This window comes from Bacteroides sp. AM54-2NS (genome assembly GCF_003602935.1).
GTDB classification, from domain to species: Bacteria; Bacteroidota; Bacteroidia; order Bacteroidales; family Bacteroidaceae; genus Bacteroides; species Bacteroides xylanisolvens.
Genome location: NZ_QTMZ01000052.1, coordinates 6,969 through 33,790, shown reverse-complemented (window position 1 = coordinate 33,790; position 26,822 = coordinate 6,969). Strand labels below are relative to the sequence as shown.

Genomic DNA, 26,822 nt, shown 5'->3' with positions numbered 1-26,822 from the left:
GTTTTTATACGCTTAGCGGCATCGTGACCAACCAGATGGGAAAGAATGTACGGGACGGTGACGCTTTCATTTTTATCAATGCGAATTGTACCTGTATGAAAATCCTCCAATACCTGCACTATCATCCTCTATCAAACAGGGTTGAGATAACGCTTGGGATAACCAATCCTCCCAGTGGCAGGATTGTAAAAAGACTACTGGCCGATGCCGTAACCAAAGGAATGATAGAAGTACTCTAACAATAGTAGTGCCACTATTTTATAAGCAGCACTGCAATTGTTCCTTACCCCAGCAAATGCACCTCCTGTAACCTCACCAACCCCAAATACATCTTCAAGAACACCTCCTGATACACCTTCAGATCCGGGAAATAGACGAAAGACTTCCGGGCAAAAGAGAGGCACGTGAATGGCCGTTCATTCGGAACCTCCATTTCCGGATAGCGTTTCTTCGCCTGGTCAACCGCCATCTTGTTCAGTGAAGCCACGAAGTTAGCCTGGCGTATCGGATTCCATTTCGGGGTTTCAAGAATCACCATCCCATCTTTCCGCTCAGGAATAACCAAATATTCATCCTGCACGTTACGGACGTAATAGCACACAAAAGACAAGGCTCATAGACATTATCCCCTACATGAATACCGATAACCCGTTCTTCAACCGGTGTACCGGCAAAGCATTCCGCAATCTGTTTCATGGCATACCCATGCAACAAGGCAGCATCAGAAGCCAACAGATAAGCCGGTGCGGTACGCTCTCCTCCCTTATCGATGGCAGCAAAGACAGAAGGACTCCAACAGAGATGGATGAGCTTTCCTTTTTCTTTCTCACGAAGGGAAGCGACACATAAACGGTTATCAAAGACCAAACGGGCTTCTTTCGTTTCCGGATGGAACTGGAACACGTTCCGTACCCTGTCCGGCTTATGGATATCCATCATCAGATAGCCCTGCCAACCGGACACGTGCTTTGTCTTCAAGACGGTTTCGCTTTCCTCCACATCGAAAAGATAAGACAAGAGCTTTTCTCGCTTACAACATACGAAGAGAGAAAGCTCGTCCTGTTCTTTCATCTGCTGCATATCCAAGGAAAGAACAAAAGCCAATTGCCAAGGAGTAAGCTCGGAAAAGCCATGTAATTCAATACAAGACAACGCATCCTTCTCCGGTGAGTAAACGACATATCCCCGGCCACCTATCTCATATCTCAACATGAAATCCCCCTGTTCAGTGGATGATAATTCTGTAAAACGGTCTGATAATTCATAAAGCAAATATATTAAGTTAGTATTCATCATAATGAGAAATCGGGACCACTCTTGCGTTTCCGTTTCTTTTTGGACGGTATGAGATCATCCTCTTGCGACTTCTTCCCGCTGCCGGTAATGTCAAGTTCCGGAATGGCCATAACTCCCCCACCCTGCATATAGAAAGCCTCACGATCCACCCGCTCACGGAACTCCCCTACCCTATCGATATGTGGCGAGAGACCGACAGCCACACCATCGAAATGCTTCTGGATATTCTGATAAGTGAGCTTACGGGAAAGATCCGCACCTTTAAAGACATGAGCATTTTCCACGTTTTCCATATAAAAGGAAATCCCGTATGCGCCTTTGCTGTTTACATGTTCCGTCACACGGATCGATTCTTCCGCCAACCTTTTCTTAAAATCCTCATAGCCTAAAGAAGCGTTCAATGCCTTAAACACATGGTCATAGAGATAATGCTTCTGTTCATCGGCGCTCATGCCCCGGCCATCAAAACGAATATTACCAAAACGATATTTCTGAGGAAGTGAAACGTCCTTCAGGTAAAAGCCTGAATCCTTGATGCCATAGACATAATAGGATTTGTCCTTCTTGGTGACCAGACGCATATACAATCCTTCTTGTTCCAGGTTCCTTCGGAAATCGGATGTACTTTCGGAAAAAGAGTAGATGCGGTCAAGCTGTTGTAACAGTTCATCCTTGAACAAGGGGTTGAAAAAACCTCCTTTTTCCAGCAATGCGAAAAGGTTGTCATAGCTTTCATCCCCCAATAGGACACGCCATTCTTCATTGGCCAATTTTATTTCTTGCAAGGGTTTATTCAAAGACCGGTATGTATCGGATTGTTCCAGGACAGCCGATACCTTATCCTTGTAATTATAACTACGCATGGCTTTCTTCAAGGCCGCATCGAAATAATAGTTACGGTATTGCGCCTCTCCCAACGTGGTTCTCTTGCCTCCTTCCCTTTCCAAAGGCAACAGACCGTACTTCTGCTCCAGTTCCCTTGAGATCTTTTCGGAACGGCTGTAATTATTTCCGGAAGGAATGCTTTTGCCTTCTTCATCAATTGTGGTCAGCAGCACATGCACATGGCTGTGTGCCTTGTCGGTATTTAGGACAACGGCATAACAGGACTTTCCGTACCCCATCCTCTCGATATATTCCCCGGCAAGAGAAAGCCACTGTTCATCGGAAAGGCTTTCTCCCGGATAGAGGCTCAGAATAAATTCCGCATAAGGTAGTTTCACCCGGTCATTCAACTGGGAGATAAGTTTCATGTAGGCTGGCATGGCGGCCAGTTCGTCACCAGTGGAGGTGTAAAGCACTTTTCCGTTTCCTTCCTTGACCTTGGAAAGCTGGTATTCAATTTTCCGGCTCATGGACAGGTGGGATGAGAAAGAAGGTTGTATCTCGGCTATCATAACAATTTCCGGTTAATGGTTTCTACATCCGAAAGGTATTGGTTAATCCGATCCAATGAATACAATATATTTTCATCGGACGGAAGCGTATTGATATGTTTGGCAAGCTGGTTGATATTGGCTCCTATTTTACGAAGTTCATATATCATTTGCACATCGGTTTTCGATATGCTTCTGCCTTTCAAGGCAGACTCTCTGATAAAGGAAGAAAGGGATTTTCCCTCTTCCTTTGAACGTTGAAGAAGCTGTTCTTTCTCGGCTTCCGTCAAGCGGATCTTTATACTTATATCTCGATTCTCTTTCATATATACAGAGTATGTGAGTGTAACGAACATTGGTCGGCAGCTCGGCTGTCGCAAGGTTTTTTGTACCCACAAAAACATACCTTGCATTAGCAAAGATATACAATAATACTCAGCTGTGAAACAAAACCAGACAAAAGTCTTGATTTCTTAATCCAGATTAACCGCTCACTTTGTTACAAAGTAACTACGCACATTGTAACAGGCGAACGGAAAGCCATTAGTTACAAAATACATAATTACTAATTATATTATTACAAAGTATGAACATACATACTTAATTATAAGATTAAGTATGTACATATTTATATTTATATTTATATATGTAATTACTTATACAATTAAGTAAAAAAGTGTATAATAAATTAATTATAAAAGTATGCAATTATTTAATTTATTATTTATATATTTGCGCACATACTTAAAAACGTACATTATGGGACAAATATTACCAGGAGTAGTCGTAGCTTTTGAGAATCCCAAGGGCGGGGTAGGGAAGTCTACGCTGACAGCTTTGTTTGCAGGTTATATTCATTCGCAGTCAAACGAAGAGGGGGGCTTATCCATTGCCGTGGTGGATATCGACGACATGCAGAACACTATCGGAAAATTACGTGAGGACGAAGCCGAGGACGGAATCATGAAAAAGGAAGAAGAATATGAGGTTATCAATATCTCTTCCTCAGAGTTCATCAACCAACTGGATTTCCTTCAGGACAATTACGACATTATACTTGTCGATTTTCCGGGTAACCTGAAACAAAACGGTGTAGTTGAAACGCTGCACTTCGTTGACGTGATCATCATTCCCTTCGAACCGAACCAGACCGATTTAAGACCTACATTGACCTTTTACTATAACATCTATGAAGGGATTATCGAAAGCCGTCGAAAGATTGGTAAAAAGACTACCGTGCGTGGTGTTATGAACCGTGTTCTTCCGAATGTGCTGGAGTTCAAAGAAATTTTGAAAAATAAAAAAACCTTGCCTTTCGAGTTGATGCAAAACTACATCAAGGATTCAAGGGTTGACTATCAACGCAATTTAAGTACGCTGAGTAAAGCGTACCATCATCCCTGTGATGCTTTCTGTGAAGAGGTATTGGAATTAATCTGTAACCATATAGGAGAATAAAGCTATGGCAACCAACAAAGAAAGGACATCATCAGCCGCCATGAGAAAACTCTTGCTGCAAAGCGCCAGTAAGAAAGAGCAGGAAATCCAGCAGATCGGAAGTGTTGCGGAAAGCACTATCCCCCAACCTGCGATTGAGCACCCCATCCATGAAGAGGTGAAAGAATCGGCTCCAGTCAAAGAAACCGTCCAAGAACCTCAGCCGGAACAAATGGAAAAGCCGGAATCCAAACCTTCCGTGCAGTCTTCTCCAAAAACAGAAGAAAGCAAAGTCTGCGGAAAAAAATTCTCGGAATATCTGGAAGAGCGAAAATTAAAGAACACCGAAGTAATCCGGATATCCAGCGAAACCCACAGAAAGCTGAAGCAGATTGCTATGGCCACTGGATTAGGAATGCACAACATCGCAAACAACATTCTTGAAGACATATTGACCAGCCATAACAAGGAGATTCAAGCGATACTGAAGAAGTATATGAGCATCTGATTCTACTTTCGGAAAAATATATACGCCTGTTCGACTGCATCCGTCGGGCAGGCGTTATTTTTGCACACCGTTTTAGTGAAGGCCGGCATTGAACCGGGACACTTTTACACAACTGCGGAAAAATCCCTTTGCCTATTATCCTGGACAATATGTTAAAGAATTCAAACCTCTACTTGTTTCCACCTCAAAATTTTTTCCGAAAGTAAGAATACGGTAACAAAATCATTTCTTCGTTTTATTTAGGTTTTTAGGGATTTAAGTATTTGTGGGACACTTTTACACAACTAATAAGGGAGGTTTTCCGTATAATCAACTATATTATTGCAAGTTAGCACTTACTGGCATCTTCTCGTAACCGGGACACTTCTGCACAACTAACCGACTATTCGGGACACTTCTGCACAACTGAACAGGAAAGTCGGGATACTTTTACACAACTAGAATCTGCATTCGGGACACTTTTACACAACTAAATCAGGAATCCGGGACACTTCTGCACAACTAAACCGGCCATTCGGGACACTTTTACACAACTGGGGGATCGGAAACAGCCGTAGTCGGGACACTTTTACACAACTAAATCAAGAAACAGCACGAAAAAAATGCTTTGGAATCTTCATTTATAGGGAGTTAGATTCACTATCTCCGTAAAAAAACGTATCTTTGCATCAGTAAACAACAAGTGTCCGCCTATGAAGGAAAGTAATACACAAAAAGAGTTGAGCAGAGTCCCCAGGACTCTCAGCGAGTCTTCCAACACGAAAGTATTGGAAGTTCTATTTGATGCAGGCGGCACTGTCATGTCTGACATTATCATTTACGTGGCATCTTCACAAATGAAAGATCTGTTCGGCGACTGCTGGTTCTCCATCAACGATTTTTGTGAGGTCATGGGGTATGAACGAACCAAGTTGCAACGAAAACTGACCGAGAAGCAGCTTGATTTCCTGTTCAGCAACCAACGTCCGGTATATATCACCGAACAGAACGGCCAAAAGATAGAGCATCCGATAGAGAACACCTTTGAAGCGGCGTTATACCGTTTAGGGACATCCAACCTCAGTGTAGCATACGCCATGAACGGCAAGACGCAATATAAGTTCATTCAAATACTGGACCGCTTTGAGATAAAGGATAACTTCGGCACGAAAAAGCGCACCAAGCGGAATTACAACGTGCATCTGAGCAAAGATCTGATGAATACTTTGCTTACCGAATACAATCTGCTGGAACTGAAAGACTACCGTAACCTGCCCAACCGCAAAGGCTACCGCAAGTTTTATCTGAACCTGGCGAAAATGATTTACCTGATCAAGTATAAGATTGACCAAGGACAAGCACCTTATTTCACCGTTACGGTTGACCAACTTGCCAAGGAATTTGATGTAACGGTAAAGGACAACCATGACCGGAAGAAGAAGGTGACCAGCATCTTAAACGGTATCAACAAAAAGCTGGAGAGAACCAAATTCCAATACCAGTACATCAAAGGAAAAGGGGAGAAGTGGCCCTACACCGTACAGTTTTTCTTTGACCAGGAAACATTGGAATATTTCGACGAAAAGATAAAGGCGATACTGACCTCGCAATATCACGATGCGCTTAAATCATGCTTCTTGTTAAACAAGAAAGGCATTCCCGTGAGCAGACATTATCAATATAAGGATTTCTTTAAATTGGGAACCGGCGAATATTATCATGAATTTACCGCATGGCTTTATTCTGAAGAGGACAAGGAGATTAAGGAGAACATCTACCGGGATATCTATATAAAGGTAGTAGCATTCGTCCAGAAGACCTTGCCGTCAACTTAAATCCCTAAAAGTTGGAACAAAAACCATAAAATAGTATCTTTGCAGCGGATTGTCAGAAAATTGGCAGCCCGCTTTTTACATACGTCCGTCTGTCTAACAAAAGAGTGGCATCTATCGTTAAGGAATTAACAACAACAGGCGCATGCCTGTACCAGTATGAAACTGGTACGGGGCGTGCCTTTGTTGTTGGAACGCCACGTCCATGTTAGAGGGTACGTTTCCGTACCCTTATATAAACATAAAACAAATTCAATGGTTCAAACAATTGCCACCCTGATAGATGAGACGCTCATGGTAATGGGCGCCCATCTTCACGTGCGGATGACAGACGAAGAAAAGGCGTATCTTGATGCTCATTTCGAGCTTATCCATATCAAAAAGGGAGAACACCTCGTCACCAGGGGCGAGGAAGTATGCTACCTCTATTATCTGGAATCCGGCATCGTCCGGTTATGGTTTCCGGACAAAGAGAATAGAGAGATTTCAGCACGGTTTATCCAAGCCAAAGAGTTCATCAATTTTTTCCTTTCACATGAAGAACACCATGCCCACTACAATATCAAGGCATTGGAGCCATGCAAGATCTGGAGATTGCCCAAAAAAGATCTTCATCAGCTATATGAGTTATCCATCAATTTCAACAAGCTGGCCAGAATACATTTGGTAAGATCCATCAACCGCAAAATAATAAGGGAAGAGGAGTTTTACACACTGGATGCCGAAGCGCGTTACAAAGCGCTTTTGGCCAATGAAAAATGGCTGTTACGTTCAATACCCTTAAAAGACATAGCAAGTTATATCGGCATCACGCCACAAGCATTGAGCAACATCCGAAAGCGCATATAAACCAAACCCTATAAGCCGGGCAGGACAGTTTTACACAACTAATCCTATCCGGCTTTTTTCTGTAGAATTATTCCACACCTGCCGGTTTACGGCACATGTATTTTTTAATGCACATTAAATAAACACGAAAGGCCCTTTAAAAGCCCTTCATAAAATTTGTCCTCCCGTATATAATCTATATGTTTGGAGCGAAAACAACGCGATAAGCACCTTGATTCGGTTCTGCCGACAGGAATCCGCGTAAATTGGAAACACCGTATGAGACAAATAGAAAAATATATAACATTAATAACCTAAAGAGTAATTCCCATGGAACACATCAGACTGACTGCTATCAGCCTTAGCCTGCTGTTATGCACCGTAAGCGCTTTTGCGCAACGCCATTATGAGAACATCCCGGCACTTGAATTGAACTACGGCACTAACCTGTTCGGCAATGCAGGCAACTATTACAACCTGTCCTTTTCCAGATACATCAACCGGACAAGCTATTGGAAAGCCGGGTTTAGCTATTTTGAGAAACCTTACGAATATACAGCCAACCTACCGCAAGTCTCTACCTTGAACCCGGAAGAAACGATTCCCGAAACGATACATGACAAGGGTAAGGACTTTTTTGTGGACGGCGGTTATTACAGAACCCTGGCCTGCAACCTGAAATCCGTTTACTGGGGCATCGGCCTGGGAGGATTCATCGGTACAGAATACGTCCGCCACCCCGATAAGGAATACAACTTCATCATCGGCCCGAAACTGGAAACGGAACTGGAAGTATTCATCCTGCCCCGAACGGCATTGCTTGCCCGCATACAACAACATTGGAATCCCCTATCCATTGACAAGTGGAACACTGTCTGGAACGTAGGAATAAAGATACTGCTCTACTAACCGACAAATCATATCACCATGCTTATTATCATATTGTTAGCCGATACAAATGTATCCGGCCTGATCTCCTTATACCGTGAAATAGGCGCCATGCTGATAGGGGTAGGCTTTCTATGTGCCGGACTAGCGGTACTTAAAAAGCTGATAAGCAACCACGAGCGCACCAAAGAGGCCATCATCACCTATATCACGGCATTGGTCACTTGGCTCATTATCTGGCAACTCTTATGAACGTAGTGGATTTGATACTGGTTGCCATACTCGCCTGTGTCACGCTTCACTTTTACTTTCGGAAAAAGAAGAAAGCACTTTCTTCCGGAAAGGAGAAAGAGAAGCCGATAAGGGAGGCGGTGCGCAAGGAAGGGCAGGAGAGAGCCTGTCCGGTCATCTGCGTGGTATTTCAGCCTGAGCTGGAAGAAGAGGAATTGGCTGCCGAGATAGCCGATATGTACCTGCATGGAAGAGCCTACTACTACTCAGGCAAACCACTGCCGGAACAGCCGAAAGAAGAGCCCATATCCATCAAGTATAAGGATGTGCAATGGGAGAGACTGAAAACGATTCATGTTTAATTAAAAAATAGGAACAAAATGAAAGCAATCGAAAATGTAAGAGAAAAAGCGAACCAAGTCATTAACCGCTATGGAAAGGTTATCTTCACCTTTCTCATATTCTTCACGCTGTTGGGAACGGCACAAGTGGCGGAGGCACAAAGCGGCCTGAAGATTAACAGCCTATCCGAAGTGACAGACAAAGCCAAAGAGGGTGCGGACACCATTCTGGACGTAGCCAAATACATTTTGGCGGCGGTACTCGGCATCGCTCTGGTCTTTGTCATCTATTCGCTTGCCACGAACAATCCCCATGCCAAGGAATACCTGCTCGGCTGGATCATCGCCGTGGTAGTCATCATGGTAGCCTTCCTGATTATCTAAAAACGAAGAGCCATGAGAACCATGCGTAAAATCAACAAGCCGATCAAGTTCTTCGGTCTGTCATCGGGACAGTTCGCCATCTTCATGCTGCTGACGGCCATCATCATCATCGTGAGCATATTCAAGCAGCTGCACCCGATACTCATCATCGGAATCATTTCCGCCATTCTGTTTCTATCCGGTCTGCTGTTCCAAACCTTGAAAAAGGAACACAAGGCCGGTAACCCGGACTACCTGACCGGCCTCCGGATCAAGAACGCCACCCCCCGGCAGATAACGGACAAACGGCAGATTTTCAAATTCATCCTAAAACAGCAACCATGATAGGAATCATCATACTCATATCCCTGCTAATCTGTGCGCTGTGCCTGCTGATTGCTCTGCTGTATATCCGGCAGACAGAGATAGAGGTGAAGGACAAATCCGTGGATCTGGAAAGTGTCTTGCCTATCCAGACCATCACGGAGAACGCCGTCATCAACGGGAACGGTGACATCACCGTCGGCTACCGGCTGCTTCTGCCCGAAGTGTTCACCTTGTCGGAAAGCGAGGCGCAATACATCCATGAGCGGTTGGAGGCTCTTTTGAAGCTGCTTCCGGCAGGCACGGTCATCCATCAGCAGAATTTCTACTATACGGGGCGATACCATCATGCAGAATACTCTTCCAATGCCCTGATAGCGGAGAACAACCGTCATTTCAACGGCAAGGAGATACTGAACAGTTACACCAACCTGTATGTGACGTTCACGAACGGCAGCCGAAACGGTAAGATACGCAAAAGCGCATCGGGCACCTCGCTGATGCGAAAGCTGCACTACCCGTTCAAGCAACCTTATAAGGAATATCAGCAACGGCTGACAGAAATGGAAGCCTTTCTGATGAACTTTGAGAACGGTTTGTCGTCCATCCAGCAGTTTGAGATACGCAAGATGGATGATACGGAACTGAACAACGCCATCTACGACTACGTCAACCTCTCTTACGAGACACCGGAAAACGATGCCACGCAGAAGAGCGTCAACCCTATGGCTGTCAGTGAAAGCGGAAGCATGAAAATAGGGCAGCAGCACGTTTCCATCCTTTCGCTGACCAACGAAGGCGAGCATCTTCAGGAACTGGCCGTGCCGCACACCGGCAAGTCGAAGGCATACGGGGGAAACATAGAGATACCGGACAGCATACGGAGCAAATGCTCGATGCTGTACCCCGTAGGACTTGGCCTGCCGTTCAACCACATCGTAAACATCGTGATAGAGATAACCGATCCAGATGCCACCGTAACGGCCATCGGTGCGGAGAAAGACGCGCTGAACTACATCACCAACTTCTACCCTCCGGCGGCAGAGAAGCAACGCGAGCAGGCAGCCTTCTGCGATGAGATTACCCAGTTCGACTACCAGACCGCCTATACCGCCTTCAATGTCGTGCTGAACGATACAGACCGCACCTCGCTCATGCGGAAAACCGCACTGGTACAGCAAGGCTTCAGCTTTATGAACCAAAGTTCGTGCTATGTGGAGAACGCCGAGCTGTGCAACCTGTTCTTCTGCAACATACCCGGCAATGCCAGGGCCAATTACCGGGGCTTCGTCAACACGACCAAGCAGGCCATCTGCTATCTGCAAAAAGAGGGGATGTACCTTTCGGACGAGAAAGGGCATATCTACCATGACCGTTTCGGTACTCCCGCCAAGATAAACCTCTGGGATTATCCGGCGCTGAACAACAAGAACCGCATCGTTATCGGCCCGTCCGGTTCCGGTAAATCTTTCTGGCTGAACAATTACATCCTGCAAAGCTATGAGCTGGGCCGGGATGTGATGATCATTGACATCGGCGGCTCTTACCGCTCGATGATAGCCTTGAACCGGGGCAAATACTTCGACTCTACCGAGCAGAAGAAATTTGCGTTCAACCCCTTCTTGTGTGACCGTGACAAGAACGGCAAATACCTGTACATCGACACCACGGATGCCGAGTCTGCCGATGACCAGATAAAGACCATCGTCGCCATTATCAGCTACATTTGGAAGGTACGTGAACCCATGCTGCCTGCCGAAAACGCCATTCTCAGGAAATCCGTCATCGGATTTTACGACTATGTGAACAATTCTTCAATAGGAGAGAAGCATGAGCGTATCTTCCCGACGCTGATAACTTACCGGGCTTATCTGAAGGAAGTGTTCAGCAAACGGATGACCGAGTTTGAGAAACAGAAATTCGAGATAGAGGAGCTGTTGCTTTTACTGGAACCCTATACGGACGGAGAGCTGTCATTCCTGCTGAACGCTACCGAGAACGTGGATATCGTGCATGACCGGCTGATAGCCTTCGATATGGAAGATGCCTCTAAGAAAGAGTACTTTCCACTCGTTGCCATCATCACCCTGCAAATGATCGTGGATAAAATCAAGAAACGCCAGGGGTTTGCCAAAGAGCTAATCATCGACGAAGCACTCGACTTCCTGCAAGACGAGAAATTCGGAGACTTCATCGCCTACCTGTACCGAACCTTCCGTAAAAAGGAGGGAAGCATCACGCTGGCCGCACAGAACATCCTGTTTTTGAAAAACATGCCGTCCAGTATCAAGGACTCCATCATCATCAACTGCGCGACCAAGATTATCCTCGACCATTCAGAACACCGGCAGAACCTGCCGGAAGTGAAAGCCGTGCTTTCCATCACGGACGAAGAGGCCTATATGATCGAGTCGTTGCAGCGCACGGAACGCTGGAGAGAGTTTTTCATCAAGATGTCGAACGATGCCTTCATCTTCCGCAACGAGGTGTCCGACTTCGCCGCCGTAGCCTTCGATTCGCGCCAGGCGACAGTAGTACGACTGAAGCAGTTGTTCAACGAAAGCGGCTCGACCTATACGGCCATCAACCGCTATCTGGAGGAAAGGAGGAAAAAGTATGGATGACGCCACCCAAGGGCTGACCGCCCTTCTAGCTGGTCAACCGACTTCAACGGCAGCGCATACAATCTTGCCGGAAGCATTGCCGCCGCACTTTTGGGCGTTGCGCTCATTTTCGTGGTATGGGCACTCGCCACGAAAAAGGAAAATGCCAAGAGCTATCTGACAGCCTGGCTGGTATGTGTCATATTCACCCTATTATTCATCACCAACAAATAACCGTCATGAAAAGAATCATTCTCATACTCGGACTTGCCGCCTCGATAGGGCTGATGGGAACCGGCAGTGTTCATGCCCAGTTCGTCGTGCATGATCCCGGCCACACCCTGCTGAACTCAACGGAATGGATCGCCAATGTCAAGAAATGGGTTACACAAATCAATGAAATGATCGATGCCCAGGAACTGCGGCTCGGCCTGCAAAAGATCGACCAGTTGAAGGAACTCAAATCATTGAAAGAGCTTGCCGACCTGCTGGACGACGTAGCCTGCCTGAGCAGCGACTACAGCTTTTACCTGAACGTAGGATCGAATTACCACTGCCTGAAATTTCTCAACTTTCAGCGTGTGACCGTCAATCTGAGCCTGAGTACCGACCTGCTGTTCAAGTGGCCACCGTGACCAGTTACTTCTCGATGAACTCGGAAGGGCGCATGTCCTTTATCGAGCAGGTGAAGGAATCGGTGGAAAAAGCCGCCGAAGAGATGCGTGAGTTTAACGAATCCGTGCGTTCCACGGTCATTTACAAATCCATGAAGGGGCATAACCGGAAGACCTATTACCAGGGACGGTTGGCCGCTTTCACACGACACACCAATTAAAGCGTTATGAATCAAGATAATTTTCTCTGGGGACTTCAGATCACGGACGGTCTGACGATGGAACTCGTTTCGCAAATGACAGTCATCGCCTTCGGTGTTGGTGTCATCTGCTTTATCTGCAACCTAGCATACAACTATCTCTATCACGGAGCCAGCCAGCTGTTAAGCCCGAATGAGGACAAATTTCCCGACATGATGGAAATCGCCCGTTGCCTGGTACTGTTCTTCTGCCTAAGCATATACACCCCCATCGCCCAAACCATCGTAGGCACGATGGAAGTAATCAACGAAGCCACCTCGCTGACCTCCGAGCGTGCGCAGGAATTTGCCCAGTTCATGGCACAATCAGCCATCGAACAAGGAGAGATGATTGCCGAATACGACAAACACAGCCTCCAGTCGGAGGTAGCAGCCGGAGAAGACAGCACCGGCGCCATGCAGCACGAACTGGATAAAAAGATGGAAGAGGACGAAATGACCGGTGTACGCTCCAGCGTGGAGAAGATTGTGCAGCTGCTCAACCCCGCCAACCTCGCCACCCTTGTGCTTCATGGCATTTCCGCCCTATTGGTAGGAATCATACAAGTAGTCATCTTGGGTATCGGCGTGGTCATTGTCAAGCTACTGGTCATTCTCGGCCCGTTTGTCTTTGCCGTAAGCATGTTGCCGGTCTTTCAGAAACAGTTGAGTATCTGGTTCGGTACGCTCTGCTCCGCCTGTATGGTATTCACCGTCATCAATATTCTGAACCAAATCATATGGCAGACCTTCAAGGCCATCTATACGGAAAGTGCCGACATGGTGGACGCAGCTACGCAGCAGATACAATATTTAGGAATGGATCTCGCCCTGATTGGTGCTTATTGCAGCTGTTTCTGGCTATCCTCCAAAATCGTAGGACACAGCGATGCCGGGAAAATCATTTCGAAAACCGTGTCAATCGTCACCACGGCGGCCACCATCGCCCTGATGGGAGGCGCAGCGGCAGGCGGCAAGCTGACCAACGTAGGCGGTGCCGCCTCTATCGGGGCAAGTTTCATAAACGACAACAATAAAAAATAGAACTATGAATCTGATGAAATTCAAAGGAGCAGATGATGCGGTCAAGCTGACTATCCGGCTTTCAGCCGGGTACTGCATCATTCTGACTATCGCTTTTGCCAGCAGTATCATCTTCCTTATCAACAAAATAGAAAAAGCATACGGCCAGGCTCTCGTCATCGACAGGCAGGGAGAAGTCTATGAGGCAAGCAGCCTGTCTGCCAGCGATATGCGGCAATACGAATACATGAACCATGTAAAGACCTTCGTAACCCACTGGTATGCCTTTGACGAGAGCAGCTACGAGAAGAACATTTCGCTTGCGCTCAACCTCATAGGCAACAAGGGGAAGGAGCTGTTGAACGAGTACAACGATGTGAATATGCTGAACTCACTCATACAAAAGAATATCCGTTACGGGGTACGCATCAAGGATGTAGAGATTAACACACAAACGATACCCGTTTCCGGAAAGATAATCTTCACGCAGACCGGGTACCGGGCACGGGGAAGCATCTCACGTAATATCGAAGCGGAGTTCACCATCTATGATATGCTGTCCCGCAGCGAGGAAAATGCGCACGGAGCCAAGATAGAAGATTGGATTGTCCGCTATTCCGAACCCGTGGAAAGCAACGGCACCAACACATCGCAGGCAGCTTCTCCGGGCAAGAATGAAAACCAGTCAGAAACCTCTAAACCAACCGACCATGGAACCGAATAAACTTATCAAAGACAAGAACAAGCTGTTGATGGCCATCCCGGTAATCCTGGGCATCCTCTTCCTTTATGTATTCTTCATCCGTGAGGACGGGAACGTGCCGTCAGGGAGTGACAGACAGGCCGCCTCGCAAGCCTTTTTGGAACCACAGTCGGAAATGGCCGACAAGGTGAACGACAAGATGGAAGCCTATAAGCAGGACAAACTGGAAGAGCAGGAGAAGGCACGCATCCTGAAAGAGTCTCAGGTCAAAGGATCTGATTTTTACTTCGAGCTGCAAAACCAGCAGGAGCGGTATGACCGTGCCACACTGGAGCGCATCCGCCGTATGCAGAACGATCCGTACAGCGAAGTCATGGCAGAATACGGAGGTGGCCGGAACGGACGCTTCTCTCATCAGCTGGAAAGCCAACTGGACGGACTGGAGGACGAGCAGGCGCTCAACGAGATTATCCGGGAAGCCAAGAAGAACTCACGCATCCGCAAGGAACTGGAAGAATCCGACAAATACCGCAAGCGCATGTATGAACGGATTGTCAATTATGACCAAGAGGGAAAAACGGAGAAAGCCGCTGCCAACCCTTCCGGCCATCCATCCGCCGACAGCCTGATGCAAAAAGGCCCGATCTACCATGCCGAAAACGGCAAGCGGGTACGCCGCCAACCGACCTCCGCACCGGGAAACAGCAACCTCTTCAGGGCTTGCATCCACGGCGACCAGACCGTAGTCACGGGCAGTACGGTACGGATGCGGTTGCTTCAGGACGTAACCCTATCCGGCATGAAGATACCGGCCAACACGCTGTTTTACGGTATCGCCACTTTGGGAGCCAACCGCCTCGATGTGGTAGTCAGCAACCTGAAGGTAGGAGACAACCTCAATCCCGTATCGGTGGTTGTCTTCGACAATGATGCCATGGAAGGTTTGAACCTGCCCAATAACCTGAAAGCCAGTGCAGCCAAGCGTATGGAACAAGGTCTTGTACAGAACATTGACATGCCGCTCTCTTCCATCGGCACGATGGCCAGCGAAGTGACCAGCGTAGTCAACGCCACCACCCAGGTAGCCAAGCAAATCTTGAACATGAGCCTCTCACAAGTGAAGGTACATCTCAAGTCCAACTACGAAATGTATATCCAAGAAGAGAGTCAGGAATCGAAGTTGCGTAGGCAAGCCGTGCAAGCGGAGTTACAGAAGCTCTATGAGCAAATGGAACAAGAGAAAACGAACAAGAAAAATCATCCCCTTCAAACATTGATAGACAAATTATGATAGACATTCTCAATTACCTGCTTGCGCTGTCAGCGGTCTTTTTCGGCTATCGGATCTACGTATCACGCCGGAACGGACGAGCCTTTAAAGAAATCCGTCCGCTGACCGTTTCTTTCGGCATTACCCTGCTTCTTCTATGGGGCATTACCGTATTCACCGCCTTTTTTTCAAGAACCGTTTAACATATCGACAACATGAAGAAATATATTTATCTACTGTTTTACTGCTTTGTGTGCAGTCTGCCGCTCTTCGCTCAGGAAAACGGCACTCCCCGGAAACAAGCCATCAGCCAAAAAGACATCTTTATCTCTTTCGACTGTGTGAAACACCTGGTATTTCCTGTGCAAGTATCTGATATCGCCATCGGCGAACAGGAGCTTGTCATGGCCAGCCGGGTAGAAGAGGCGCCCCATATCGTCAGGCTCTCGGCGCAAGCGGAAGGATTCACCGAAGAGACCAACCTGACCGTAGTCTGCATCGACGGAAGCGTTTACACCTATCACATCCGCTACCTTCCCGAAGGCGGCACGGATTCGTACCCGAACATTTACGAGGACAACGGGAAATGGCAGCACCATGACTATCAGGCAGAAGTCAGCGACCTCCATCTGGCCGAGTTCTTCTTTCCGGAGGACATCGCTTACGGAACGCCCGGCAACGAGGTGTCCTTCACTCTGGCCGCCTACAACAACCAGTTGAAAGTATCAACCGCCAAAGATGCCGTGGCATATTCCAACCTGTTTGTGGTGGATAAGGCCATGAACACTTACCACATCACCATCAAACGGGGCAATACCTCCGTATTCACCTACAATTTTGATGACCAGCGCAAATATACCGCCCATGTGGATGTGAACAGCGAGGAAATGGAAAGATGCATCCAAGAGCTGCGCACCAAGAAGCGCAACATCTACAGCCTGGGGGTCATCGAGAACAAGTTTGAGTTGTCAATGGCCAATCTGTATGTGCATGAGGACTTCATGTTTTTCATCTTTGACCTGAAAAACAAATCATACATCGACTACGACATCGAGTTTGTCAAATGTTTCCAGCGTGACCAAAAGAAGAGCAAGAACGCCATCCAGCAAGAAACGACCATCGAACCTATCTATCAGAAAGATTTTGATACGAAAATCAAGGGCAAGAGCCGGAACCGGCTGATACTTGGTTTCGACAAATTCACGATACCCGATGATAAGGTATTCGAGATCGAGATTTACGAGCGAAACGGCGGGCGGCACATCAAGCTGGCCGTGTTGAACGAATACATCCTTTCCGCAGAACCCTTATACAAGCCACAGCCATGAAACTGAGAGAAGCATTAGACACCTATATGTTCGACAACGTGGGACAGTTCGGCGGCATCGCCGAATCACTGGGCTATCAGACCGAATACCGGGACGGATATTTCCGGTTCCGCAAAGACGGGGAAGAGCTGAGCATGAGCGTAAGCGAAATCAGGGAAAAAGCCGGAGCAAAGTACGATGAAAGCCTCGTGACCAATCAAAAGAACGTGTATCCGCCCTTTTTGACAAGGAACGTGCCAATGATCCTAAATATGTCGCCGAGCTGGAGAAGGATGGCATCAGCATCAAGCGGTGGGAGAACCTGAAGGGACATGACAAGGACGGCTTTACCGTCATCGACCATCGCCTGAAGGTATGCTACACCGGACAGTCGCTCTATGAATACGCCTACAAGCAAGGGAACATCCTCGACGGGAAAGGCACCAAGCTGGAAAAGGGTGTCATGTCTGATTTGATGGAGATACACGGCAAACCGGGGAAGCTCCGTTTCAACGATGACGGAATCTCCGTATTCTACCGCAAAGAGGCGTTGGTTATCCCGGACAAGGTGCTGGGAAAGAAGTTGGGCAAGAAAGAGAAAGAACAGCTGCTTGCCGGTGACATCGTACCCATCACCGTAAATAAGAAGGACATCCTGCTGCAAGTTGACCGGGATCTGAACTCCGTCATCCTGCGCACCAACCAGGAAATCAAGATTCCCGACATCATCGGGCAGACCAGCGAATATGGCGGCTACAAGTTAACCAAAGCCGACAAATACCTGCTCGCCAACGGCCATGCACTGGAGAACAAGCTGCTGCACAGTCCGGAAGGCTACTTCATTGCCGACATCCAACTGACGGATGACAGGAAAGGAGTCATGATACAGAACATACAGAGTATCACTCCCGGCAAGGCACAAGAGCTGATCAAGGCCATGACCCCCAAACTGGAAGCCCATGCGGCCAACATAGAAGCTGCAAAAGAGCAAAAACACGAAGAGGGGCGCAATATGGAAGCCGAGTTTAAGGAAGCGGTGGGCAAACATGACTTTGAAAAAATCGGGAAGCTCAAAGAGGAAGGATATAAACCCAGTGAAGAGTTTATCAAAGGAATCGGTAAGGAACACGGTCTGGATGAAAGGCAAACCCATGAAGTCATCCAGCTGTTCGGCACCAAGCCGGAAGAACAGGGCGAACATGAAAGGCAGGCCACACGTCTGTTGGATGCCGCACAGACCGACAACTTTCATGTCATCCAAGAGATACAGAAAGAAGGGTACCGGCTCACTCAAGAAGACCTTACCCGGATGCGTGAAACGGGTGTGCAAGCCAACACACTGATAGCCGTACAAAAGATTTTCGGGATGGAAGGCAGCACAAAGACACTGGGAGATGTCAAACTGGCCAGCACACCCAAACCCGACAACAGCAAGGAAATGGCCCGTCCGATAGCCAGCACCATCAACCGGGCTTTCAATGACTTATAACCTAAAAAATCAGGAATTATGGATTACGATGAATTAGTACAGAAAAACATTGCAGGAGAAATCAGTGACTTAGAGTTTCTACTTGCACAGGAAGAGCTTGCACAAGCCTATCAAGAAGAGATGGCTGCCAAGCAGCAAGAGACAAACAACCAAACGGCCAGAGAATGGCTGCTTGATTACGAGAACAGAAATCTATACCAATAAATCATGGATACAGCAAGTGATAAAGCATTACAGCGTTTCGCCGAACTGATGATCGAAAAGATAAAGCAGGTGGAAGACAACTGGCAAAAGCCTTGGTTCGGGATAAAGGGTGGGGGACTTCCGCAAAATATCGAGGGAAGAACCTACAACGGAGTAAATTCTTTCATGTTGTTTCTACTTTCGGAAAAAGAGCAGTACAGCCTGCCGGTCTATATGACCTTCATGCAAGCCAAAGACAACGGCCTTAACATACTGAAAGGAGAAAAGTCATTCCCAGTCATTTACTGGAATTTCTCAGTAAGAGACAAGAACGGAAAGAAAATACCTTTCGACGTATATAAGAACCTGGATAAAAACGAGCAGCAGGAATATAAGGTCACGCCGTTTCTGAAGACATACAATGTGTTCAACGTACAGCAGACCAATCTTCAGGAAACGAAACCGGAGAAATGGGAAGCATTGAAGGAGCAATTCAAGATACCGGCCATCAAGGACGAGCAAGGGATGCTCACCGTGCCTCTGATTGATGCGATGGTACGGGAACAGCAATGGATCTGCCCCATTTATTCCAAGGAAGGAAATAGTGCTTACCATGCAAGGGGAGAAGATAACCATATCGTCGTACCCCTGAAGGGGCAGTTTAAGGACGGAGAGAATTTCTACTCCACACTACTGCATGAGATAGCGCACTCGACTGGAGAACCTGAGCATCTGAACCGGGAAAAAGGCGTGATTTTCGGAGACAAGCAATATGCCAAAGAGGAACTGGTTGCCGAACTCACCTCCGCTACCGTCGGGCAAAGCCTGGGAATATCCACCCATATCCGGGAAGAAAATGCCATGTATCTAAAAAACTGGCTGGGAGCCTTGAAAGAAGATCCCAAATTCATCTACAACATCCTTGCCGATGTAGGAAAAGCCAGCAATATGATTCAGGAACATACCGCACGGATGGAACAGTACCTCACACCGGAGGAACGGTTCACGCAGGCCGTCCTGCAAGACAACCGTCCGGTATTGGAGCAGATGAAAAACGAGGTTTTACCCCTTCATCACGGTTATTGGAAAGTGTTGCGGCAAACCATCCTACAGCCGACAACCTTGAAACGCTACACAGCACTTTCGGCATTTCGCTGCCTTCCATGGAAGCGGAGCCAGCCATGAAAAATATGAATGAGCCACAGCTCGGATTATAAACTTTTAAAAACCATCATTATGTTTACAGGACAAATTATCGGTTATGTCGGTGCGGATGCCCGGCAGAACAAGAACGGAAAAGGATTCAACTTCCATGTATCCACCAAGTACAAGAACGTGAACAACGAGGAACAGACCCTATGGGTATGCTGTTTCGTGAATTACGAGAGTAAAGTCTTTGAGTATCTGAAAAAAGGGACACAGGTATATGTCTGCGGCGATGTGTATGCCGATGTATTCCAGAAGGATGACGGTAGCCACATCCCATCCGTCAGCCTGACCGTCTCACGCATTGAGTTACTGGGAAAGGCAGAGAAAAAAGAGAGCGGTGACGGAACGGCATCCGGACAACCCCAATAACAGCAACGGCCATGGAAAGAGAGAAGAAAGACCTGTCATTCATCCTGATCCTGCTATCCACGCTCATCGGGACAGCCGTACTGTTTCAGTGGGCTATCGTTACGGGATTATACGCTCCACTACGTAATCCGGCCATGTGGGAAAGGCTGATGGAGAAGGATATCCTATTCCGGTTTCTCTACGTTATCCTGATCGGAGGCCTCGCTTTTCTCTTTCCGGTTGGCAAAGTGAAAGACGAAAACAAGAAATGGGTTTACACCAGTATGACACTGGTTACGGCATCCATGCTGGTTGTCGGATTCAGCCGGTTATCAGCGTGGTATAACCTATTTGTATTTCCCATTCTATTCGTAGCGTACACGCTGCTTGTCATCAAGACTCTGCCTTATTTCATCCGGCGTCATGCCCAATCCGATGATAGCATTTTCGGGTTAAGCCGGGAAGAATCGGCTTTCTACTTCCGCTTTGAAACCGCCTCCGGGCCGCTGGTCATCCATAAGCCGCAGCAGAATGTCTATATCGACGGCGGTCCGGGAAGCGGTAAATCAGAGAGCTGGATCAAGGGAATCATCTACCAGTGCGCCGAGCGCAACTATGCCGGATTCGTGTACGATTGGGAGGGTGATCCCACCAAGGACAAGTCACCCATCCTCTCACGTATCGCATACGGAAGCATCGAACATTTCCGGAACAAGGGGATGGAAACACCCCGTTTCGCCTATATCAACTTTGTGGATATGTCACGCACGGTCAGGGTGAACGTACTTTCTCCGCAATACATGTCAAAGGGAAACGAATCGCTATTCATCCGCAATATCATCATGACACTGATGAAGAATCTGGAAGCAAGCTGGAAGGAAAAGACCGACTTTTGGGCCAACAATGCCATCAACTACGTCTATTCAATCGCCTATAAATGTTTCAAGGAAAGGAAGCTTGGTATCTGTACGCTGCCCCATGTGATAGCCCTTGCCCTTTCTGACAGCAACCTAGTATTCCACTGGCTGTCGGAAGATCCTGAAATCGCATTGAACATGTCCTCCATGCTGACCGCCTGGAAACTGGGTGCACAACAGCAGACAGCCGGAGCCGTATCATCCGCACAGACTCCGTTGGTACTCCTGAACAACAAATACATCTTCTGGGTGTTGTCGCCACTTCCCGAAGAAGAGTTCTCTTTGGATATAACCAACAAGGAACACCCAACGCTGTTATGCGTAGGCAATGCGCCCACCATCAAGGAAGCCGTTTCCCCTGCTATTTCCTGCATCGGCAGCGTCTTGATGTCACAGATGAACAATCCCGGCAAAGCGACCAGCATATTCATGGTAGATGAATTTCCGACCATCCTGTTGCAAGGCATTGACACTTTCATCGGAACCGCCCGGAAGCACAATGTCGCTACCATTCTCGCCGTTCAGGACTTCAACCAAGCGGTCAGGGACTATGGAGAGAAAAGTGCCAACATCCTGAAAGCCTCCTGCGGAACGCAGGCTTACGGTATGACCGGAAATGAGAAGACCGCCAAAGACATCGAGAACTTGCTTGGGGAGAAGAAAGAAGCGCAAGAATCTTATTCACACCAAGCCGGTGGCAATAACAGTGTCACGGAGAGCCTGCAAAAAGAAAAAGTCTTAAAGGCAAGGGACATTGCCGGACAAGCAGCCGGACACTTCATTGGCAAGATTGCCGGAGGCAAGCCGCCATTCTTCAGCGTGCAGATGGATATGTGCCGTTTTGAAGAGAAGGAGATACCCCGTTTCTCCTTACCGGTCAAACTGGGCAACGGCAAAGAAGAGATGGAACTGGAAATCCTGGAAGAGATTATCCAGCAGAACTACATCAAAATCATTGAAGATGTCAACGCCATCCTCAAAAAGATAGAGGACAAATTAAAAGAAAAGTCAGCAGTTCCGCCAACCGGGACACACAAGACAGAACAAAAAATCATCCGATAACATTCAACAAAAGAATCCTACCATGAGAAAAATTCATTCATTATTAGCGGCAGCCTGCTTATTGGCCGCTTCATGCAACAAAGAGGAAATCCAATCGGAAACAGACAAAGCCGGCATGTATCACATCACCGTAGCCGTAACCGGTTCCTCACCCAAAGGCAGTGTGCATATATATAATCTTGACGGCGTGAGATTCAGGAACGAACGCACCGGTACCTCCGCAGCTTCCGTAGATGAGAGTTTCACCGATAAAGCGGAATACAGCACGGAAAAGCCTGTCAGCCAAATTACCGTGCAAGGCATTCTCTATTCAAAAGAGAGTGCTATCATCACCATGCAGATAAAAAAAGACGGGGAAAGCGTATTCAACCAGAGCAAACAGTTGGAGGCCGTTCCCGGTATAGACACTACTGTTGATTTGGTTTACAGTACCTTGAAATAAAAATGCAGACGAATCAAAAAACATATACTTTCTCTTCCATATTTAGATGATATTTCTTATCTTTATGAAAGATAATCTTTCTCATTTATAATCTAAGCTCAGATAAAATGAGATTCAACTAATCCAGTCAACGTTATGAAAGTCGATTTCAATCAGATAAAAACAACCATTTCTCTGCCCGATTTCCTGCTGGAACTAGGATGGAAAATCGTGGAAGGCTCTTCCAACTCCTGTCCCAAAATGAGCAACGGAACGCATACCATCGTCATCAAGCGGAACTCGCAGAACCAATACACCTATTGGGACGTGCATAGTGACAGCGTGCGTGGCCGCAGTATCATGGATCTGATGCAGGAACATCTATTTGAAACAACCGGAAAAATGCCGTCCTTGCGCGAGGTGGGGGAGATCCTTCAGAACTACATCAACACCAACCGCATCACGACACCCGAAAAAAGCCGGTATGAAGTAGGTAACACAAGCATGAGAGCGGACGAACTTCAATTCTACTTGAGCCAGCTACAACCCTACAAGGGCAATTATCTCCAGAAAAGAGGTATCCTGAAAGAAAGCATTGAAAGCCGGTTCTTCAAAGACACTTTCTTTATCCGTGAGGTAAAGAACAAAGGGAGTGTTTACCGCAACGTGTGCATCAAGATGTACAATGAAAACGGTGTGCAAGCCATTTCTCAACGAAATGAAACATTCAAAGGGATTATCGGTGGCAAGTTCGACTGTCTGGCGACCAGCAACCATGACAAAAGCCGCCCGATAGACATTCTCTACATTGGGGAGTCATTTATAGACTGTATCTCCCACTATCAATTACGCCATTCCGGAAACGACCTCAATCTTGTATATGTATCTACGGAAGGGACATTCACGGAAGGACAAATGAGGCTATTACGCCTGATTCTTGACAAGAACCAGGTAAAGGAGCTCCGGAGCATCTTTGACAACGACAAACAAGGGCACAAGTACACTCTATGGCTGCATCGTTACTTTCATGGCGATACGACTGATGTCGAGAGCCTGAGTAACGATGAACTCCGCAACAAGGTACGGAAACTGAAGAACGTCGAACTTTCGGAAAACAAGGATTGGAACGATGATCTGAAAATCTCGTGTGGCATCTGTTCCTCCACGGAGGACGGCCAGTAACCTCATAGATTTGCTCCATCACATAATACGACAACCTATAAAATCAGATCAATATGAATATCAAGCATTTATTTTTTTGTATGCTGCTCATTGCCTTTTCCTCATGCAGCAAACCCGGCTATGAGAAGGCCATTGCGGAATGGGTTCAGACAGATTCTCACGGCACCTGGACGGATTTAAAGTTCGAACTACTGGAAGTGTTGGAAACAGAAGACGTCACCGTATCGGACAGCCTGTGCTACCTGAACAACAAAAGCGCACAATTATCCGCTGTCATACAGAAAGCGGAAAGTCCCCGTGCCTTATTCAAACCGTCCTTTTCCGCCTATATGGAAGCCGAAAAAAGCCTGAAAGCAACGGATGCCATGAAAGCCATGTACCTGCACCGTGACAGTACGGAAGTTATCGGCAAGATATTAAAATGCAGGTATGCCATCGTCCAGCCACACTCAGGGGTGCAGCAGAAAAAGACGGCTTCTTTCCTATTGTCCCCCGACATGGAAAAATGTATCGGCAAACTAAAGCCGACAAGCAAATAATCCGAGCGTAACGATGTGTAGCGACAACGTTTTTTGGGGTTCTTTTTTGGGCGTCTTCCAAAAAAGAACTCCCACACATTTAGATGTGTGGGCTATTCATTACACTACCATCCTTTCCCTTATCAACGGTATATTATCCCGTACCAAATTCAGAATCCGGTCATGATAGGCTGATAATTGGTTAGACTTTCCACGACACTGGCACACCTCCATCCTGCTAAGTGAAAACTCCACCGTTTCCATGCGCCTTCCATCCACCGTTGCCGACATTATCAACGAATCTTCTCTCTTATAATAGGCGTTGCTGAATACACAATGATGCAGCAACTTTCCCTCTTTGTAAAAGTCCGAAAGGCTTTCCAATACCCGAACCATAATATTTCCATCCGCAAACGAAAGATTAAAGAAACGTGATTTGGCAGCAATATAGTCTTTTTCATCCTTTTCAGAATATTTTTTCTTACATTTCCCCATCACCCAATCATGCGCTTCTTCTACATTCAACGGACACAAATAATGAGGATTTCTCGCATCCAATTTATTTTCTATCAGCATATCCACATAGTCCAGCCACAAGTCCGCATCATGTATCACATAGTCATGTCTTAAACAGATTTTTACATACGTCCAATACTTATCTATACCGTATTTTCTCTCTAAAAATCTCAAGAACAAATTCATTTGCCCTGCCTTATATAATATCTCCATCCGATTATCAGTTAATAATGTCATAAAGAAGGAACTCGGACAAATATCATAAAAGGCACCCTTAAATCCATTCCTCGTAAGTTCGGGTATCACTTTCATTCTCGGATAGATAACTGCCGGGCAAATATCATAAATACGGTCATGATGCACATTCCGCTTACGCAATTCCAAAGAACTTCCATATATCCATGCATCGTAATAAAATATAGACATGCCCCGCAGCAAAGACAGCGTTTCTGTCTTGCCCTCTTTATTCATCCAACACTGTACCGCCTCAATTATAAAGTAATTAGCCGGAGACCCTTTTTTCAGCCGGCAGTCCACCATAAAAAAACGGATAACTTGATATTGCTTGTATGTAGTAATCACACAAAAATATTCTTTATATACAGCCGTCCTTTTCCTGCTATTCTCCAATTTCAGGTTCATACCGCAATGAGGACATTTACAGTTTTTCTTATCTTCCTTATCCCGCCATGTATGCCCACAATCCAAACAAAAGCAATTCCCCTTTGCATCACGCTTGAAATAATGCACAAAGCAATGTTTATAGGCATAACGCTTTTGAGCCTCTGAAACGGGAGCTAACTTCCTGCTCCCATTCACGATTTCCATTTGTAATTTTGTCTTGGGTTTCATATCAAAAAAGAGTTAACTGGGTTTGTACTTCGGTGTTGTTCTCACGTTTAGCTTGTTGACGCTTCTTCAACTTTGCCAATTCTTCCTCCTGCAATTTTTTGATAGCAGCCTCACGAGCCGCTTTCTTTTCTTCCTCTGACAATTCAACATGATGATTTACGACTACATTACATTTCAATGGCTACCCACCTCAATATTATCTTCCTGATAATAGTGCAACGCCATACCAAAAATTTCATCATCACTAAAACCACAGCAACCGCTTTTCTTCACTTGGTTTAAAATATAGGTAATGCAATTATCTATATTCTTTGTAGGTTTTTGATAGACTGGAGCAAACAGACTATCCACCGCTGCCATATTATCAAGGTATGCCTTGATGGTACTTTTAAATTGTTCTGACACTTTCATAGTATATCATTTTTAGATTTCATTTCACAATAAGCCAATTTCACGAGAAACAAGGAGAATAGCAAATAAGAGCCAACAACGTAACCGACACAACCTTTATCGGACTTGGCGTTATTACCGCTCCGACAAACATAGCCACTGCACAAAGAGCGATGATGACCGAAAAAACAAATTGAATGATTTGCATATACTTCTGCTACTTAGTTTGTTAAACTTCTAATTTTATGCTTCAGCTAGATTTAAAGACCTTTTTTTAAAACCCCTTTCCGGGATGGCCTTTTCTTTCTGCCGACTTTTTTTTGAGCTTTCATGCCCCATCTGAGTTTATGAGCCTTTTTTTTACGGCACACAACAATAAGGAAGGAGGGATTAAGAAAAGTTTTGGACGACAAAAAATGTTGGGGACAGCGAAGCCGTCCGGCGTTATTTTTTTCGGGACAAAGGGGCGAAGACCGGAACTCTTTCGTATCCATCCACCGAAATAAATTTGCCGTTCAAAAACAAAGGATCTCAGATGGAGCTATGAAAAAAGCACATTAGGGGAGGCAGAAA

The 26,822-nt window shown here is 46.4% G+C and carries 28 protein-coding genes and 4 pseudogenes; 26 read left to right on the top strand and 6 right to left on the bottom strand.

The features are described from left to right. On the top strand, nucleotides 1–239 hold a 239-nt coding region (locus DXA05_RS28045), incomplete at its 5' end, for a hypothetical protein (RefSeq protein WP_284515664.1). Between the two features lie 44 nt (nucleotides 240–283). Here the strand turns inward: DXA05_RS28045 and DXA05_RS28040 are convergent. The 4 genes from DXA05_RS28040 to mobC are packed head-to-tail and all read right to left on the bottom strand — an operon-like array spanning nucleotide 284 to nucleotide 3,028. Next, nucleotides 284–538 carry a hypothetical protein gene (locus DXA05_RS28040; protein ID WP_254880285.1) on the bottom strand — a complete coding sequence of 85 codons (255 nt, stop codon included), beginning with the start codon at nucleotides 536–538 and terminating at the stop codon, nucleotides 284–286. After that, nucleotides 532–1,296, bottom strand: a complete 765-nt coding sequence (locus DXA05_RS22140) for a hypothetical protein (protein ID WP_284515663.1) — start codon at nucleotides 1,294–1,296, stop codon at nucleotides 532–534. The genes DXA05_RS28040 and DXA05_RS22140 overlap by 7 nt, the downstream gene beginning before the upstream one ends. Next, nucleotides 1,293–2,693: a relaxase/mobilization nuclease domain-containing protein gene (locus DXA05_RS22135; protein ID WP_005868870.1), complete on the bottom strand. Its 1,401-nt coding sequence runs from the start codon at nucleotides 2,691–2,693 to the stop codon at nucleotides 1,293–1,295. The genes DXA05_RS22140 and DXA05_RS22135 overlap by 4 nt, the downstream gene beginning before the upstream one ends. After that, entirely contained in the window at nucleotides 2,690–3,028 is a 339-nt protein-coding gene (gene mobC, locus DXA05_RS22130; protein ID WP_008770294.1) for a plasmid mobilization relaxosome protein MobC, read from the bottom strand. The genes DXA05_RS22135 and mobC overlap by 4 nt, the downstream gene beginning before the upstream one ends. A gap of 403 nt (nucleotides 3,029–3,431) precedes the next feature. On the opposite strand from mobC, the gene DXA05_RS22125 reads away from it, so the two are divergent. The 25 genes and pseudogenes from DXA05_RS22125 to DXA05_RS22005 all read left to right on the top strand — a co-directional run bounded on the left by DXA05_RS22125 (nucleotide 3,432) and on the right by DXA05_RS22005 (nucleotide 24,512). Further along, nucleotides 3,432–4,130 carry a ParA family protein gene (locus DXA05_RS22125; protein WP_005868872.1) on the top strand — a complete coding sequence of 233 codons (699 nt, stop codon included), beginning with the start codon at nucleotides 3,432–3,434 and terminating at the stop codon, nucleotides 4,128–4,130. A 4-nt stretch (nucleotides 4,131–4,134) separates the two neighbouring features. Further along, complete coding sequence (locus tag DXA05_RS22120) at nucleotides 4,135–4,617, top strand: DUF3408 domain-containing protein (RefSeq protein WP_005868873.1); 483 nt, start codon at nucleotides 4,135–4,137, stop codon at nucleotides 4,615–4,617. A gap of 692 nt (nucleotides 4,618–5,309) precedes the next feature. After that, on the top strand, nucleotides 5,310–6,431 hold the full coding sequence (locus tag DXA05_RS22115) for a hypothetical protein (protein WP_284515662.1): 1,122 nt from the start codon (nucleotides 5,310–5,312) through the stop codon (nucleotides 6,429–6,431). 252 nt (nucleotides 6,432–6,683) lie between these two features. Next, on the top strand, nucleotides 6,684–7,277 hold the full coding sequence (locus DXA05_RS22110; RefSeq protein ID WP_005868875.1) for a Crp/Fnr family transcriptional regulator: 594 nt from the start codon (nucleotides 6,684–6,686) through the stop codon (nucleotides 7,275–7,277). 309 nt (nucleotides 7,278–7,586) lie between these two features. After that, nucleotides 7,587–8,165: a conjugal transfer protein TraO gene (locus DXA05_RS22105; RefSeq protein WP_005868877.1), complete on the top strand. Its 579-nt coding sequence runs from the start codon at nucleotides 7,587–7,589 to the stop codon at nucleotides 8,163–8,165. 18 nt (nucleotides 8,166–8,183) lie between these two features. Next, entirely contained in the window at nucleotides 8,184–8,396 is a 213-nt protein-coding gene (locus tag DXA05_RS22100) for a hypothetical protein (RefSeq protein ID WP_005868879.1), read from the top strand. Further along, a complete protein-coding gene (locus tag DXA05_RS22095) occupies nucleotides 8,393–8,737 on the top strand; it encodes a hypothetical protein (protein ID WP_005868881.1) in 345 nt (114 codons plus the stop codon). The genes DXA05_RS22100 and DXA05_RS22095 overlap by 4 nt, the downstream gene beginning before the upstream one ends. 18 nt (nucleotides 8,738–8,755) lie before the next feature. After that, nucleotides 8,756–9,100: a hypothetical protein gene (locus DXA05_RS22090; RefSeq protein ID WP_005868883.1), complete on the top strand. Its 345-nt coding sequence runs from the start codon at nucleotides 8,756–8,758 to the stop codon at nucleotides 9,098–9,100. 12 nt (nucleotides 9,101–9,112) lie between these two features. Further along, nucleotides 9,113–9,424 carry a hypothetical protein gene (locus tag DXA05_RS22085; protein WP_005868885.1) on the top strand — a complete coding sequence of 104 codons (312 nt, stop codon included), beginning with the start codon at nucleotides 9,113–9,115 and terminating at the stop codon, nucleotides 9,422–9,424. Beyond that, a complete protein-coding gene (locus tag DXA05_RS22080) occupies nucleotides 9,421–12,027 on the top strand; it encodes a TraG family conjugative transposon ATPase (RefSeq protein WP_005868887.1) in 2,607 nt (868 codons plus the stop codon). The genes DXA05_RS22085 and DXA05_RS22080 overlap by 4 nt, the downstream gene beginning before the upstream one ends. Further along, nucleotides 12,020–12,240: pseudogene (locus DXA05_RS28455) on the top strand (hypothetical protein). Before DXA05_RS22080 ends, DXA05_RS28455 begins: the two are co-directional and overlap by 8 nt. 5 nt (nucleotides 12,241–12,245) lie before the next feature. Beyond that, a pseudogene (locus tag DXA05_RS22070) lies at nucleotides 12,246–12,841 on the top strand (hypothetical protein). Nucleotides 12,842–12,847: 6 nt separating this feature from the next. Beyond that, nucleotides 12,848–13,903, top strand: a complete 1,056-nt coding sequence (locus DXA05_RS22065) for a hypothetical protein (protein WP_005868890.1) — start codon at nucleotides 12,848–12,850, stop codon at nucleotides 13,901–13,903. Nucleotides 13,904–13,907: 4 nt separating this feature from the next. Next, nucleotides 13,908–14,606, top strand: a complete 699-nt coding sequence (locus tag DXA05_RS22060) for a hypothetical protein (protein WP_005868891.1) — start codon at nucleotides 13,908–13,910, stop codon at nucleotides 14,604–14,606. Next, nucleotides 14,593–15,876 carry a conjugative transposon protein TraM gene (gene traM / locus DXA05_RS22055; protein ID WP_005868892.1) on the top strand — a complete coding sequence of 428 codons (1,284 nt, stop codon included), beginning with the start codon at nucleotides 14,593–14,595 and terminating at the stop codon, nucleotides 15,874–15,876. Before DXA05_RS22060 ends, traM begins: the two co-directional genes overlap by 14 nt. Continuing rightward, on the top strand, nucleotides 15,873–16,058 hold the full coding sequence (locus DXA05_RS22050) for a hypothetical protein (RefSeq protein WP_007564699.1): 186 nt from the start codon (nucleotides 15,873–15,875) through the stop codon (nucleotides 16,056–16,058). Before traM ends, DXA05_RS22050 begins: the two co-directional genes overlap by 4 nt. A gap of 12 nt (nucleotides 16,059–16,070) precedes the next feature. Beyond that, the gene (locus DXA05_RS22045) at nucleotides 16,071–17,183 is read left to right on the top strand and encodes a DUF4138 domain-containing protein (protein WP_005868893.1); all 1,113 of its coding nucleotides are present in this window, start codon (nucleotides 16,071–16,073) and stop codon (nucleotides 17,181–17,183) included. Then, nucleotides 17,180–18,651, top strand: a pseudogene (locus tag DXA05_RS22040) (DUF3945 domain-containing protein). The gene DXA05_RS22045 and the pseudogene DXA05_RS22040 overlap by 4 nt, the downstream one beginning before the upstream one ends. Nucleotides 18,652–18,669: 18 nt before the next feature. Further along, nucleotides 18,670–18,855: a hypothetical protein gene (locus DXA05_RS22035; protein ID WP_005868897.1), complete on the top strand. Its 186-nt coding sequence runs from the start codon at nucleotides 18,670–18,672 to the stop codon at nucleotides 18,853–18,855. 3 nt (nucleotides 18,856–18,858) lie between these two features. Then, nucleotides 18,859–20,019, top strand: coding sequence for an ArdC-like ssDNA-binding domain-containing protein (locus DXA05_RS22030; protein WP_284515657.1), 1,161 nt, complete (start codon nucleotides 18,859–18,861; stop codon nucleotides 20,017–20,019). Between the two features lie 9 nt (nucleotides 20,020–20,028). Then, nucleotides 20,029–20,412 carry a single-stranded DNA-binding protein gene (locus DXA05_RS22025; RefSeq protein ID WP_007564694.1) on the top strand — a complete coding sequence of 128 codons (384 nt, stop codon included), beginning with the start codon at nucleotides 20,029–20,031 and terminating at the stop codon, nucleotides 20,410–20,412. A gap of 11 nt (nucleotides 20,413–20,423) precedes the next feature. Beyond that, nucleotides 20,424–22,370, top strand: coding sequence for a TraM recognition domain-containing protein (locus tag DXA05_RS22020; protein WP_005868904.1), 1,947 nt, complete (start codon nucleotides 20,424–20,426; stop codon nucleotides 22,368–22,370). Between the two features lie 22 nt (nucleotides 22,371–22,392). After that, nucleotides 22,393–22,812, top strand: coding sequence for a hypothetical protein (locus DXA05_RS22015; RefSeq protein WP_005868906.1), 420 nt, complete (start codon nucleotides 22,393–22,395; stop codon nucleotides 22,810–22,812). 135 nt (nucleotides 22,813–22,947) lie between these two features. Next, a complete protein-coding gene (locus DXA05_RS22010) occupies nucleotides 22,948–23,973 on the top strand; it encodes a toprim domain-containing protein (protein WP_005868908.1) in 1,026 nt (341 codons plus the stop codon). Between the two features lie 53 nt (nucleotides 23,974–24,026). Further along, nucleotides 24,027–24,512, top strand: a complete 486-nt coding sequence (locus tag DXA05_RS22005) for a hypothetical protein (RefSeq protein ID WP_005868909.1) — start codon at nucleotides 24,027–24,029, stop codon at nucleotides 24,510–24,512. A gap of 99 nt (nucleotides 24,513–24,611) precedes the next feature. Here the strand turns inward: DXA05_RS22005 and DXA05_RS22000 are convergent, their stop codons facing one another. Both DXA05_RS22000 and DXA05_RS21995 read right to left on the bottom strand, forming a co-directional pair. Next, nucleotides 24,612–25,859: a PcfJ domain-containing protein gene (locus tag DXA05_RS22000; protein ID WP_005868910.1), complete on the bottom strand. Its 1,248-nt coding sequence runs from the start codon at nucleotides 25,857–25,859 to the stop codon at nucleotides 24,612–24,614. 1 nt (nucleotide 25,860) lies between these two features. Then, nucleotides 25,861–26,270: pseudogene (locus DXA05_RS21995) on the bottom strand (PcfK-like family protein). Between the last annotated feature and the right edge of the window lie 552 nt (nucleotides 26,271–26,822).